The 13,539-nt window shown below is 69.4% G+C and carries 14 protein-coding genes; 6 read left to right on the forward strand and 8 right to left on the reverse strand.

What is annotated here, in order from left to right; all coding sequences use genetic code 11:
• Positions 1–33: 33 nt before the first annotated feature.
• Positions 34–1,113, reverse strand: coding sequence for a succinylglutamate desuccinylase/aspartoacylase family protein (locus FZP69_RS07840; RefSeq protein WP_152040767.1), 1,080 nt, complete (start codon positions 1,111–1,113; stop codon positions 34–36).
• A gap of 90 nt (positions 1,114–1,203) precedes the next feature.
• Positions 1,204–2,127 (reverse strand): diacylglycerol/lipid kinase family protein, encoded by a 924-nt coding sequence (locus FZP69_RS07845; protein ID WP_152040768.1) that lies wholly within the window; start codon positions 2,125–2,127, stop codon positions 1,204–1,206.
• A 154-nt stretch (positions 2,128–2,281) separates the two neighbouring features.
• Here FZP69_RS07845 and FZP69_RS07850 point away from each other — a divergent pair, with 154 nt between their 5' ends.
• The 4 genes from FZP69_RS07850 to rnhB all read left to right on the forward strand — a co-directional run bounded on the left by FZP69_RS07850 (position 2,282) and on the right by rnhB (position 5,445).
• Positions 2,282–2,569 carry a hypothetical protein gene (locus FZP69_RS07850; RefSeq protein ID WP_152040769.1) on the forward strand — a complete coding sequence of 96 codons (288 nt, stop codon included), beginning with the start codon at positions 2,282–2,284 and terminating at the stop codon, positions 2,567–2,569.
• Complete coding sequence (locus FZP69_RS07855; protein ID WP_152040770.1) at positions 2,566–3,153, forward strand: DUF4112 domain-containing protein; 588 nt, start codon at positions 2,566–2,568, stop codon at positions 3,151–3,153. The genes FZP69_RS07850 and FZP69_RS07855 overlap by 4 nt, the downstream gene beginning before the upstream one ends.
• Positions 3,154–3,334: 181 nt before the next feature.
• Positions 3,335–4,684 (forward strand): tRNA pseudouridine(54/55) synthase Pus10, encoded by a 1,350-nt coding sequence (locus tag FZP69_RS07860; protein WP_152040771.1) that lies wholly within the window; start codon positions 3,335–3,337, stop codon positions 4,682–4,684.
• Positions 4,685–4,794: 110 nt separating this feature from the next.
• On the forward strand, positions 4,795–5,445 hold the full coding sequence (gene rnhB / locus FZP69_RS07865; RefSeq protein WP_152040772.1) for a ribonuclease HII: 651 nt from the start codon (positions 4,795–4,797) through the stop codon (positions 5,443–5,445).
• An 84-nt stretch (positions 5,446–5,529) separates the two neighbouring features.
• On the opposite strand, the gene FZP69_RS07870 is transcribed toward rnhB, so the two are convergent.
• From FZP69_RS07870 to secF, 3 genes are all read right to left on the reverse strand, one after another.
• Positions 5,530–5,832, reverse strand: a complete 303-nt coding sequence (locus FZP69_RS07870) for an amphi-Trp domain-containing protein (RefSeq protein ID WP_152040773.1) — start codon at positions 5,830–5,832, stop codon at positions 5,530–5,532.
• Between the two features lie 107 nt (positions 5,833–5,939).
• On the reverse strand, positions 5,940–7,493 hold the full coding sequence (locus FZP69_RS07875; RefSeq protein ID WP_152040774.1) for a preprotein translocase subunit SecD: 1,554 nt from the start codon (positions 7,491–7,493) through the stop codon (positions 5,940–5,942).
• Positions 7,493–8,368 (reverse strand): protein translocase subunit SecF, encoded by an 876-nt coding sequence (gene secF, locus FZP69_RS07880; protein WP_152040775.1) that lies wholly within the window; start codon positions 8,366–8,368, stop codon positions 7,493–7,495. Before secF ends, FZP69_RS07875 begins: the two co-directional genes overlap by 1 nt.
• A 182-nt stretch (positions 8,369–8,550) precedes the next feature.
• Between secF and FZP69_RS07885 the strand changes: the two genes are divergently transcribed.
• Positions 8,551–9,534 carry a hypothetical protein gene (locus tag FZP69_RS07885; protein ID WP_152040776.1) on the forward strand — a complete coding sequence of 328 codons (984 nt, stop codon included), beginning with the start codon at positions 8,551–8,553 and terminating at the stop codon, positions 9,532–9,534.
• Between the two features lie 30 nt (positions 9,535–9,564).
• Here FZP69_RS07885 and FZP69_RS07890 read toward each other — a convergent pair whose 3' ends face one another.
• From FZP69_RS07890 to FZP69_RS07900, 3 genes are read right to left on the reverse strand one after another with little or no spacing between them, the layout of a single operon-like run.
• Entirely contained in the window at positions 9,565–10,785 is a 1,221-nt protein-coding gene (locus FZP69_RS07890) for an ABC transporter permease (RefSeq protein ID WP_152040777.1), read from the reverse strand.
• Positions 10,782–11,999: an FtsX-like permease family protein gene (locus FZP69_RS07895; RefSeq protein ID WP_152040778.1), complete on the reverse strand. Its 1,218-nt coding sequence runs from the start codon at positions 11,997–11,999 to the stop codon at positions 10,782–10,784. Before FZP69_RS07895 ends, FZP69_RS07890 begins: the two co-directional genes overlap by 4 nt.
• Positions 11,992–12,717: an ABC transporter ATP-binding protein gene (locus FZP69_RS07900; RefSeq protein WP_152040779.1), complete on the reverse strand. Its 726-nt coding sequence runs from the start codon at positions 12,715–12,717 to the stop codon at positions 11,992–11,994. Before FZP69_RS07900 ends, FZP69_RS07895 begins: the two co-directional genes overlap by 8 nt.
• Positions 12,718–12,917: 200 nt before the next feature.
• On the opposite strand from FZP69_RS07900, the gene FZP69_RS07905 reads away from it, so the two are divergent.
• The gene (locus tag FZP69_RS07905; RefSeq protein WP_152040780.1) at positions 12,918–13,250 is read left to right on the forward strand and encodes a hypothetical protein; all 333 of its coding nucleotides are present in this window, start codon (positions 12,918–12,920) and stop codon (positions 13,248–13,250) included.
• The last annotated feature ends 289 nt before the right edge of the window (positions 13,251–13,539 follow it).

Consider the following 13,539-nt stretch of genomic DNA (forward strand, 5'->3'; position numbering starts at 1 on the left):
TGGGTCGCGGGTCGAGTGTCGCTCGTCGGTCGGCTACTCGGCCTCCTCGGCGTCCGCCATCCACCGCTGGCCGTACGAGCGGTAGCCGTCGAACTCCCCGCGTTCGATCTCGGCCTCGATCTCCGCACGCGTCTCGGCACTGATGCGGGCGAGATGACAGATGGGGTGACCGGGGAGCGCGACGGGGTTCTCCAGAACCCCGACGATGAGCCCGGTGAACGGCGCGGCGACGACGTGTTCGTCCCGTTTGAAGTGGTCCGTGATCGTACAGATGGCCTCGCCCTCGTGGACGAGCGGGTTCGGCCCCCACTTCATCTCCACCAGCCCACCCGTCTCCGCGCGGATCCAGCGCTTCTCCTCGTCCGGTCCCATCACCTTCCGCCACGACGGCTCCGTCTCGATCCCGTCGTAGACGCCGTACGCCGTGAGGACGCTCTCGACGCCGGCGAGCGCCTTCTCGATCAGCGCGGGCTGGAAGCGGTGGGCTTTCCCCATCTCGACCGTGAGCGTCGGGATGCCGTTTCGCGACGCCGTGGCGCGGAGCGAACTCGCCTCGCCCTCGCCGGAGAGGATGACGTTCGCGCCGAACGCCTCGGCGAGTCGGAGCACCTCGGGATCGTCGACGTCGGCGCGGACGTGGTACATCGTCGTCCGGTTGCGCGTCGAGGTGTGGAAGTCGAGACCGAGGTCGCACTGGCTTACGAACCGCTGGTACACTTGGTGCGCGATCCGTTCGGCGGTGTTCGACCGCTCCTTGCCGGGGAACGAGCGGTTGAGGTCCTGGTCGTAGATGGGGATGTACCGCTGTTGCGCCTGATACGCGGGGACGTTCACGACGTGGAGCAACACGAGCGTCCCGCTGAGCTCGCCGGGAGTGTAGCGGTCGGCGACCTCTTGGAGTACTTTGACGCCGTTGAGTTCGTCGCCGTGGATCGCGGCCGTCATACACACCCGGGGGCCGGGATCGGTGCCGTTGATAACCGTCACCGGTATCTCGACCGGGTCACCCAGATACGTCTCGCTCACCTCGTAGCGGAACTGTCGCTTCTCGCCGGGACGGACCTCGCCGTCGTACCGGAACGACCGGGGCTGATCGGGGGCGTCGTCGGACATCGTCTCACCGGACGTCGGGGTGGCAGTAACGCTTACCGCTCTGGCCGGCGCTGTCCGTCGGTCGATCGCGGAGGAAGGCTTCGCTCCCGATCAGTCCGGAGACGTCCGCCTCCACTCCTCGGGTGCGGGGTCGTACGACGGACCGACGTAGAAGCCGATCGCGCCCGGATCGATGTCGGCGACGAGTTCGGCCGTCTCGATCGCCTCACCGTCGAGACTGAACTGGACGGGGTCGCCCCCGTGAGTGACGTGGAGGTGAGAAACCTTCAGCCGGACGAGGTGACGGGCGTCCCGACGGAGGAGCTGGTCGGCCGCACCACGCGAGAGGTAGTCCAGCGTGGGCGCACGCTTGATCACGACGACGTTCAGCAGCCCGTCTTCGATGTTCGCCTGGCGCATGCGCTCGCCTGGGAACCGTCTGCCGTTGCCGACGAGGAGCATCAGTGCCTCGCCCGTCCACACCGGCCGCCGCTCGGGGCCAGCGCTGACTGCGAGTCGAAGCGACTCGAAGTTGCGGGCGACTGCGAGCGTCGTGAGGACGTACGCGAGCGTTCCGAGTCGCCGTTTCGCGGTCCGCGAGGTGCGCGCGCTCGCATCGGCAGTGAGTCCACCGACGCAGGAGTTGAGAAACGGCGCGCCGTTCGCCAGCCCCAGGTCGAGCCGGCGAGGGTCGCCCGTGTCGATCACGTCGAACGCGTGGGCGATCCCCCGGATGCCGACGTTGTCCGCGAAGTCGTTTCCCGTCCCCGCGGGGACGACGCCGACTGCGACCTCGTCGAGCGCACCGGCCTCGCGCACCCCTCTGACGGTCTTGTTCAGCGTGCCGTCGCCGCCGCAGGCGACCACGACGGCCGCCCGGGTCGCCGCCTCCCTGGCGAGTTCGACCGTGTGGTCGCTCCCGTCACTGTCGAGGACCTCGTACCCGCGTTCGACTGCGATCCGGCGCGCCCGCTCGGTCTTCTTGCCGTCCCCGCTCCGGGGGTTGCGAACGACGATCCGTGTGTCGGCGGTCACGGTCGACGTGGGACACCGAAGACGTAAACAGTGCCGGTCGACCCCCCCGTCGGAGTCGGCCGCCCCGTCGTGGGAGAGGACCGTCACTGACTCCGACCGCGACGCGGGCGGCGAGTCTTTTTATCCGTGGCTGACGTGCCGAGGTGACAGAGCGATGTCTCGACAGGTCGAAGCCCGGCTGACGCTCCGGATTCCCCGAGACGGTCGGCAGGAACTCGCCGCCGCGGTCGTCGAGCGACTGGGCCGTGCGGCGGTCGTCGAACGCGTCGACGACGTCGATCTGACGGGTGTCCGCCCGGGCCTCAACGACCTCCGGGTCGACGCGACGACGACGCTCGCCTGTGACGACGCGGCGACGTCGGATCGCGACACGGCAGACGCGCTGTCGGAGGCGACCGGGGTCGAGACCGTCGAGGTCGTCGACCACGAGGCCGGGCCGTGACTCGCGTGGATCGCTCGGGCACCCCCCCGGACGCGCTCGATAGCCCGGACGGAGGCCGGGGCCCGGACCGGGACCGTGAGGACGTCACCGCCGGATCGACAGCACCGGCGGACGTCCGGACCGACGAGGCCGAGACGCTGGTCGCGCTCAGACGGCTGAGCTACTACCTCGACGACCTGTTCGTCGTCCCCGGGACCGGGTACAGAGTCGGACTCGACCCACTGCTGGGCCTCGTGCCGGGCGTCGGCGACGTCGCGACCAGCACGGCGTCGGCGTACATCGTCGCCCAGGCCGTCGTCCTCGGCGTCCCGCGGGCGACACTGGCCAGAATGCTCGTCGTGCTCCTCGTCGACGCGGTGGTCGGCTCGCTCCCGCTCGTGGGCGACGCCTTCGACGCCGTCTGGAAGGCCAACGCACGGAACGTCCGGCTGCTGGAGGCGCGGCTCGACACACCCGAGGAGGCGACGACCGACCGTCGGTACGTGCTGGTCGTCACCGTCGTGGTGACTCTCCTGCTCGTTCTCGTGGGGGTCGGTGCCGTGCTCGCGGCGTGGTGGCTCCTGGGGGCTGGCGGCATCGTCTGAGGACGGCACCGGCCTGGGGGGCACTCCGATTGGGCGACAGTCGGCCGGTTCCACGGCCGTCCCTCTCCGCGACGATCGGCCGGTTCCACGGCCGTCCCTCCCCGCGACGATCGGCCCTTCGGGGTCGAAGGCGACGAGCCGGCAACGCAAGACAGTTACTCCCTCCGGCGCACCCACGGGTATGAGCATTCTCGACGACGCCCGGACGCTCGACGGGGCGGGGCCGGTCTGCGACGCCTGCCTCGGTCGCGTGTTCGCCGACCGGAGCTTCGGGCTGACGAACGCCGAGCGTGGGCGCTCGCTCCGCGTCGCCGCGGCACTCGACGCCGACGAGCCGTTCGAACCCACGGAGACCGAGGAGTGCTGGGTCTGTGAGGGCGAGTGCGCCCGGTTCGACGTGTGGGCCGAACGAGCCGCGGAAGCCGTCGCGGACGTCGACTTCGACACCTACCAGGTCGGGACGCGGACGCCGCCGCTGATCGAGGAGAACGAGGTGCTGTTCAGGGAGGACGCGGGGTTCGAGCCCGACGCTGGCGAGCGGTTCAAATCCGAGTTCAACCGCGAGGTGGGCAAACGCGTCGGCCAACTCACCGACACTGAAGTCGATTTCGGTCGTCCGGACGTCCAGTTCCTCGTCGACGTCGAGGCCGACACCGTCGAGGCGACGATCAACTCCGCGTTCGTCTACGGTCGCTACCGGAAACTGGAGCGAGACATCCCACAGACGGAGTGGCCCTGTGGCCGCTGCGACGGGCGTGGCGTGCTCGGCGAGGATCGCGAGTGCCCCCAGTGCGACGGCACGGGCTACCTCTACCAAGCGAGCGTCGAGGGACTCGTCGCTCCGCCGATCCGCGACGCGATGGAGGGCACCGAGGCGACGTTCCACGGCGCCGGCCGCGAGGACGTCGACGCGCGCATGCTCGGCACCGGCCGGCCGTTCGTGGTCGAGGTGCGCGAGCCCCGTCGAAGGACGGTGAACGTCGCGCCCCTCGAACGGCTGGTGAACGAGCACGCGGAGGGACGGGTGGAGGTCGAAGGCCTCCGGCTGGCGACGTACGAGATGGTCGAACGGGTTAAGGAACTCGACGCCTCGAAGCGGTACCGCGCCGAGGTCGAGTTCGATGCCGACGTCTCCGACGACGCGCTCGCGGAGGCGCTGTCGGAACTCGACGGGGCGACGGTCGAACAGTACACGCCCCAGCGCGTCGACCACCGGCGGGCGAACCTCACGCGGACGCGGGAGGTGTACGAGGCCACGGGCGAGCGGGAGGACGCCCGGCACGCGACCGTCGAGATCCACGGAGCGGGCGGGCTCTACATCAAGGAACTCGTCTCCGGCGACGAGGGACGGACGGAGCCGAGTCTCGCGGGACTGCTCGGTGTGGAAGCCGAGGTGACCGCGCTCGACGTCGTGGGTGTCTCCGGCGAATCGGAGGCGTTCGAAGACGAGGCGTACTTCCAGGACGCACCGCGGACCGACGCGGACACGGACGATGTCGACGTCGCCCACGAGGCCGACGCGGAGGAGTGATCCGTCGCGCCGTGCGGGAACGCTGGGCAGTCGATCGCTCGCGTCACACCCGAGTGGTTTCGATCGCACCGAAAACGGTTTTTCAGCCCGAGTGAGAGAAGGCCACAACCATGTCTGTCCACGTCGGCAGCGACGAGGCCGGAAAGGGGCCCGTGCTGGGGCCGATGGTCGCCGCCGCGGTCCGGGTCGACCCCGACGCCCTCGATCCCGCGGTCGACGACTCGAAACGGCTCACGCCGGCGCGCCGCGAGGAACTCGCGGGGGTGATCCGCGAGGTCGCAGAGGGGGTCGGGGTCGCCGTCATCCCGCCGGAGCGGATCGACGACCCGGCGACGGATATGAACACGCTGACCGTCGAGGCCCACGCCGAGGCGCTCGCGGGCATCGTCGCAGCGGGCGACGCGGTGTACACCGACGCGGGCGACGTCTCCGAGTCGCGCTTCGCCCGGCGGGTCGCTGCAGGGGTCGACGAGCGGGGCGTCGCGGTCACGGTCACCGCCGAACACGGAGCCGACGCGACCTACCCCGTCGTGGCCGCCGCGAGCATCGTCGCCAAGGTCGAACGCGACCGCCACGTCGACGATCTGCGCGCCGAGTACGGCGAGGTCGGCAGCGGCTACCCGAGCGACCCCACCACGCGAACGTTCCTCCGCGACTACGTCCGCGACCACGGCGAGCTTCCCGCGTGTGCACGGACGTCGTGGAAGACCTGCGACGACGTGCTCGCCGCGGCCACGCAGTCGGCGCTGGACGAGTTCTGAGTCGGGAATCGCGCGAACGGCGGACGCGAGGATAGGCGCGTCGGTCGGGTGCGTGATCCGGCGCGTCGGTCCGGGCGAACCGAGCTACCGGACGTCCGGTGCCGTCTCGTCGGTCCGACCGGGCAGTTCCAGCTCGATCTCCAGTTCCGGCTCGCCGACCCCCTCGAAGTCGATCTCGAGTTCGACCGGCTCGCCGAACGCGAAGGGGAGTTCCCACTCGTCGGTGACGATGGTCAACTCGTCGCCGTCGCGGAGCTGTTCGCCCAGCCTGATGAGGAACTCGCCCGCCTCGCTCGCGTCGAGGCGGTACTCCTGCTCGAAGTCGCGGCCCTGTCTGATGATCGTCCGTTCGGTCTCCGACTCCGGTGGCGTGTCCGAATCCGACATCACGCTATTTAGGCAAGCCTAAAACAAGAAAGGCACGGTTCGCCCGCACCGGCGACGGCGTCGGAGGGGGCTGTCCCCACGCGTCGCCGGCTGCGAGAGTGCCCGCGTCAGCGGTCCTCGGTGAGGAGCGCACGGAGGATGTCACCGTACGCCGGCCGGGTCAGGAGGACGCCCACGATCACGCCGAGGATGGTGAAGATGGCGAACCCCTGGAGGTCGCCGAGCGAGAGCACCGCCAGCGGCGACATGGCGATCACGGTGGTGGCGGCGGCGGCGCCGATGACCCAGAACGCCTTCCTGAACCGTGACTGGAAGATGCGGCGCGAGGAGACGTCGCCCTCTGCCATCACCTCGTCGGCGATGATGATGAGGTCGTCGACCCCGGTGCCGATGACGGCGATGAAGCCGGCGATGGCGGGGAGGTTGAGCGCGTAGCCGATACCGGCGGCGAAGCCGAGGAGGATGAGCACCTCGGAGAAGGCGGTCACGATCATCGGCAGCGCGACCTTCGCCTCGCCGTAGCGGACGAAGACGACCGCGGCGACGGCGAGCACGGCGACGATGCCGGTGATGATCGAGTTCACCTTGAAGTTCTCACCCTGGCTGGGCGAGATGAACGACGAGGTGCCGCCGTCCTCGCCCTCGAGGTCGAGCGCCGCCGGAAGTTCGCCGGCGCGGAGGTTGATCGAGACGCGCTGAGCCTCCGAGAAGTTCTGCGTCGTGAGCTGGAACGCCGGATCGTCGGCCCACTCGCCGGCCTGCATGCTCTGTGCGAGCCCCGGGGACATGCCGAAGGAGTTGACCACGCGGTCGTCGACGACGACGAGCAGACACGGCTGGGTGGCGTTGGGGTTCTGTTCGTACGTACACGTCGTCCCGCCGCGCTGAGCGACGCCCGTCTCGACGACCGCCGCCTGGAAGTCGTCCGCAGCCTCGTCACGGACCGTGACGGGGACGAACGGCCCGCGCTCGGACTCCTGGGCGGTGCCGATGTTCTGGAAGTCGTCCCCGGTCAGGATCCCCTCGCGGGTGGTGGGCGTGCCGTTCTGTCGGTAGTAGATGTCGATGCGGACCGACCCGCGGGATTCGACGAGGTCGACCACCTCGGAGCGGTCCTCGTTGGGCACCTCGACGAGGATGAAGTGTGCGCCGGTCGCGGTGGTGACCTGCCGCACCGTCCCGCCGGAGAGACCGGCTTCGTTGATCTTGTTCTGGAGAACGCGGACGACCTCCGCGCGGGTGGGGTCGGTGACGCCGTCGCGGACGGTCCCGAACGACAGCCCCAGCGAGTCGAGCGCCGCTCCCAGCCGCTGTGTCGTGACGCCCTCCGCGGTGACCTCGACCGTCGCGGTCGTCTGGGCGGTCCGACGGACGATGACGTCGCTCGGGTCGGCAGCCGGAATCTCTCCGGCGACGTCGCGAGCGACCTGGCGGGTGTCGGCGTCGCCGATCTCGACCTCCTCGGCCGTCACGCCGATCAGCGGCGCACGGATGCGCGTCCCGCCGGAAAGTTCGAGCCCGTACTGGAGGTTCGTCGGTCCCTCGGAGGCCACGTCGTTCCCGCCGTCCGCTCCCACGGACGGAGAGAAGAGTGCGAACGTCGACGCGAGGAGGACGACGACGAGCAACAGGATGCGCCAGTTGTCGCGCAGACTCGCCATTATCGCGCCACCCCCTCGAACTTGTACCACCGCAACAGCGAGAGGTTCAGCAGGTACGTGTTCATCAGGTCGGCGGTGAGGCCGAAGACGAGCACGATGCCGATGGCCGCGAGCAGGGAGATGCCGAACAGGGTGGCGACGACGGTCATCACGATCATCGCGGCGATCGACGTCAGCGTCATCGTCACGCCGGTCCGCATCGCCCGGTACGTCGACTCGTAGAAGTCACCCGAGCGCCGGAGGATGTGGTTGTTCAGGAGGATGTCGGAGTCGACCGAGTAGCCGATGATCATCAGCAGCGCGGCCACGGTCCCCAGAGAGAGCTCGATGCCGAGGAGGTTCATCAGCGCGACGGGGATGACGATGTCCGAGAAGGCGGAGATGACGACCGCGATCGAGGGGACGAACGTCCGGAACATCAAGAAGACGAGGACGCTCATCCCCAGGAACGCGATGGCGACGCCGATAAGCGCCTGCTGCTGTGTCTCGGAGCCGAACGCGGCCGAGACGGCGTCGATCGAGCGGATCTGAAAGCCCGCCGTCTCGGCCTGCTGTTCGATCTCCGAGGTGGTCGCGGCCCCCGACTGGAAGGTGACGATGTACGTCCCGTCGGAGGGGACCGAGCGGATCGCCTCGGGCTCCGCCGAGAACGCCGCTCGGATCTCCTGTTCGGCCTGTCCGTCGGGGGCGTCGAGGGCGATACGGAGCTCCGTGCCACCAGTGAAGTCGACCCCCTGGTTCACCGGTGAGCCAGTCACGACGGTCCACCCCGCGATGACGAGGAGGGCGACGGCGAGCACCGCGAGCGGGACCGCCGCGAGCTGACGATTCGTGTACCGGGTGTAATCGACTTCCGGTACGTCGAACTGGACCATGTTCCCCGGTGTTTCTGCGCGCCGAATAAGCCTTCTTATGTGCGCGCCGTGTCGGAGACCGCGGACGCGCCGTTCCGCCCGATATCGGTTCCGGGGCGTCGGCCGGGAGAGCCCCACTGAGAGGTACCTTTATATTATATTCAGGAAATAACTATATTCGTTAATTCCTTATTGTCGCTTGCATGATGACCCGCGTATCCGTTGCGGTCGTCGGCCTGGTCCTCCTGGGTAGTGCGACCGTCGGTTTCGCCGCACCCGCACCCGCGTACGACATTGCGTCGCCACACGCGGTCGACGTCCCGGACCGAACGGTACGGCTCGCCGGCGAAGCGTTCCCGGTCAGCGAGATGGCACGGGTGTCACGCGGCGACGACCTGGTGGTCGAGGCGTCGGTACCGTCGGAGGCGACTTACCAGGTTTACGTCTACGACGAAGACAGACACGTCGTCGTGACGTCCGACTCGCTGTTGCGCGGGGACGCGACCGTCACGTTCGAGACGAAGGCGCTTCCGCCCGGATCGTACGCCGTCGCGATCTACGACGACGCGGAGGTCAGGGCCGTGCTCCCGCTGATCGTGAAGGGGTACGCGGTGTCCGTCGACGCGCCGGCCTCGTCGACAACTAGCGCGCCCGTGACCATCAGAGCGAGGCTGACGCCGGAGTCGGAGCCCCCGTCGCCGACCGCCGTCCAGCTCCTCGTCGCGAACGCCACCACTGACGAGACGGTCGTGACGGCGACGATGTCTGAGGCTGCCTCGGGGTACACGTCCGAGATCCGGATCGACGACCCGGGCGAGTACACCGTCCACGTCTGGGTCCGGGGACAGCGAACCGTCCAGGGTCAGCGGGTGCTCCTCGGCTTCTCCGATCCCACCCCGCTGTCGATCACCGAAACAGCCGTCGAGCCGGCCGAAGAGACGGGCGCGAATGAACTATCGCTCGATCCCACAGAGCGTGTGACGGCGAGTCCGGGTGACGCGTCCGCAACGCCGTCGGGAGACGGCGAGCGGTCGACGGCCGACTCGACGGGCGTCATCACGCCTAACCCGACGTCGTCGACGTCCGAGTCGACCGAGGGCGGACAGCCGTTCTCGGTCAACATGCTCCTCGCGCTGTTCGCGGTCGTGTTCGCGGTCGGTGGAGCCGTCCTGCACCGACGACTGTAAGTCGCGAGGTCCGAGAGCGCGCTCCGGCGGTCAGGCGAGTTCCTGGAGCGGGTCGAGCAGAGCGACCCGGAGGCTCGCAGCGGCGCCCGCGACGACGCACATCGCGACGGCGAGGACGACTCCGCCGAGGAGGACGTCCGGCCGGAGCGAGACGACGGAGTCGAAGCCCACGAGCGCGGCCGAGACGGCGTTCAGGGCCGGAATCGAGAGCACCGTCAACCCGGCGCCGACCAGTCCCCCGAGGACGCCCAGAAGCAGCGCCTGCGTCGTCACGAGCGCGACGAGCGTCCGCGTCGACAGCCCGATCGCCGCCAGCGCCGCCAGCTCCCGCCGGCGCTGGGAGACGTACGACAGCAACAGGTTCACCGTGAGCGCGACGCCGGCGAGCGACGCGAACACCGCGATTGCGGCGCCGCTCGCGAGGACGACCGCCTGTCGTTCGAGGACCGCTCGCAGCTGTTCGCGGTTCGTCCGGACGTCGTACTGTGGGTACTGCGCTTGGAGTTCCCGTTCGGCCCGGTCGACGTCGGCACTGGGTTCGAGGTCGACCGTGAGGATCGTCGCCCGGTCGGCCCCGGTCGTCCCGGTGATCTCCTGCAGTTCACTCAGGTGCAACACGACGGTCGGACTGCCGAGGAAGTTCGAGAGCGTCGGCGAGATCCCGACGACGCGGAACTCGTTCGCGCGGGCCGAACTGACCGTGCCCCCGACGTACAGCGTGTCGTTGATCCCGACCCCGAACAGGGATGCGGTCCGGGGGTCGACCACGATCTCGTGGGTCATCGGACCGTCGTAGCTCCCGCCGGCGTAGTGCGGATCGCCGCCGGTGAACCCCCGGCCGTCGGTGATCTGGACCGCCTCGTCGACTGCCGGGGCGCCCACCCCGATCACCGTCTCGAACTCCTCCCCATCGGTGGAGACGTACACCGTCTGGAAGGAGAGTGCGGTGGCAGTCCTGACGTCGTCCCGGGCGGCGATCCGCTCCTGGAGCACGTGTGCGTCCGTCAGCCGGGTCCCGACGCCGCCGACGGATCCCGGTGCCAGCCGGAGTGGACCGCCCGTGATCCAGAGGTCACGGCCCGACTGTTCGAACTTCGACTGCCCGGTCTCGAACACGCCGATCCCGACGCTCGCGAGAACCGTCGACGCGAGGACGGCCAGGGCGATCCCAGCGACGACGAGTACGGTCCGCGTCCGGTCGCGACGGAGCTGTGTCACGGCGACGCTGACCACGCCCGCAGCCCGGCTCACGCGTCGAGCACCTCCACGACGCTGGTCCGGCGACCGAGCCAGAGCGGGTAGGCGGCGGCGAGGACGCCGATGAGGACCGAGACGACCAGATCCGCCACGAGGATCCGACCGTCGAGCACCGCGACACTGACGCCGAACAGTTCCCGCGTGGCGAGGTTGGTCGCGGCGATCCCGACGACGCCGAGCCCCATCCCCACGACGCCGCCGAGGACGGCGACCACGACGACCTCCACCAGAACGAGTAGCAGCCGCGAGGGCGCCGAGAAACCCAGGGCGGCGAGGGTCGCGAGGAACTGGCGGTCGTCGGTGACGGCGAGGCCCATCGTGGTAGCGACGAGGAGGACGCCGACGACGACCGCGGTCAGGACGGTCGTGATCGCGACGGCCAGCGGGAGGTTCGAGGCGGCGAACCGTCGCGTCGAGAGGCCGCCACCCGCCACGACCTCCGTCTCGGGGTAGACGCCCGCGAGGTCGGCCCGAACGGACGGGTCGTCAGTCCGGACGAGCACTTGGTCCGCGTGATCGGCGTCGGCACTTCCGGCGATTGACTGGAGTTCGGCGAGGTGGACCACCGCGACCGGGACGGACGCAGGACCCGACGACGACTCCGCCTCGTGGCGGGCGACGACGGTGAACGACCGGTCGGAGGCGCTCGCCGGCCGGAGCGTCGTGCCGACGTCGGCGTCGAGCAGCCGTCCGGCGGCCTCCGAGACGACCATCTCGCCTGTCCACGCCCCGTCGTACGACCCGTTCGCGTAGTAGGGGTCGCCAGCTGTCAGCGCCGACACCGGGAGCCCCGCGATGGACTGTCCCACCGCCGGGACCACGCCGACGACCAGCACGTACTCCTCTGGTCCGGAGGCGGCGGTCAGTTGCACGACCTGGAGTTCGACTGGGGTCGCGTACTCGATGCGCTCGTCGGCGGAGAGCCGGTCCGTGACGCGGTGGACGTCACCGAGCTTCGGCCCGTCAACCGCGACGGCGACCGACTCCGCCGAACTCGCCGCGGGGACGATCCGGTAGTCGACGTCGTCGCCCGTGACGGTGCCCTGCGAGGCGAGCCCCAGCGCGATCCCCCCGACCGTGGTGACCAGCATGACGGTGAGCGCGACCCCCAGCACCGCCAGCGCCACCTGGCGGGAGTCGACCGCCAGGGCGGCCGTGCGGTGGGCACCGAGCCGCACCAGCCCCACGACCCGTCGAATCCTACGCATGTGCCACCCGCCCGTCGTGGAGCCGGACCGTCCGGTCGGTCCGCTCGAGTACGGCGTCGTCGTGGGACGCGACGACGACACTGCGGTCGGTCGCCACGTCGGCGAGGAGGTCGATGATCCGCTCCCCGGTGGCGGAGTCGAGTTCGCCGGTGGGCTCGTCGGCGACGAGCAGGTCGGGGTCGGTCACGAGCGCCCGGGCGATCGCCACGCGCTGTTGCTCGCCGCCGCTCAGCTCCCCCGGCCGGTGCGAGAGCCGGTCGTCAAGCCCGACGGCCTCCAGCGCCGAGGTGGCCCGGTCGCGTCGCGTTGACCGCGAGACGCCGCGCTCGACGAGCGGCAGCGCCACGTTCGCCCGCGCCGAGAGCGTTGGCAGGAGGTAGAAGCGCTGGAACACGATCCCGACATGTCGCAGCCGGAGCGCCGCCCGGCCGGCCGGCGAGAGCGTCCGCGTGTCAGTCCCGAGGAGTTCGACGCGGCCGTCGGTGGGGACATCGAGCCCAGACAGGAGGTGGAGGAGGGTCGACTTCCCCGACCCCGAGGGCCCGGCGAGTCCGACGAACTCGCCGGGGTTGAGACGGAGCGAGACGTCGCGCAGCGCGGTCACAGCCGACCCGCCCCGGCGTCGGCCGAGGAGCCGACGCATCGACGACGTTCGACGTCGGTCGTACTCGTGAGAGATTTCGATGCATCGGGCTACGGTCGATTGTTCGGGGTTCATTGGCGGAGACGGCCGCGTCCGATCGGGCGTCGGACGCCGGCGGAGGGACTACTACGTACCACTTCTCGGTCAGAGCGCAACAATGTTCTGGTTTTCCTACTGGTCCGCGTGGTCGGTCCTCGCGTCGCACCCGGACCGCTCGTGTGTGCGTGTGCCACGCGCCACTACACTCTTCAGACTCCGGCGCCACAGTCTTGGATATGACCGAACGCCCGGCCACCCGCGTCGTCCTCTCGTACCCTAGGGCGCTCTCCCAGTGGGGTCGTGACCAGGTCGAGACCGACCGGTACAGAGGCTACCTCCGCAAGGTCGTCGATGACCTCACCGTGGGTCGGGAGTTCGAGGAGTTCGCCGACGTCGGCTGTTGCGGCGACTCGCTCGACATCCGCTTTCGCATCGAACGCGTCGAGGGCGGCGACGAGATGGGTCCCGAGACCGAGATCGAGTTCACGACCCGTGACGCCGACCACGAGGGTGGGTGGCGCGTCCAGAGCGCCGCCGGCCCGAACGCAGAGAGCGGGCAGGGTATCTGAGCCGCGGCGCCCGGTACCCAGCCAAACGTTGACACACCGGGCGATGCGGAACGGAACGGGTGCGGTTTCGACTGGAGGTGCGAGCACGGCGATCGGTCGCGTGGATATATATTCTCGAGAACCGCCTGTACCCCGATAGAGCCGAAGGGTCACCGTTTCCGCTGGAGGTGACGGGTGGGCGTGCCCACGGCCCCACGTCCGATCGCATCACGATGGCGTCGGTGACGGGACGATCGACCGACAGCGCCGACGTCGTGTGCGACTACGTCTCACAGTACGGCTCTACAGC

This window comes from Salinigranum salinum, from assembly GCF_009176545.1.
GTDB lineage: Archaea > Halobacteriota > Halobacteria > Halobacteriales > Haloferacaceae > Salinigranum > Salinigranum salinum.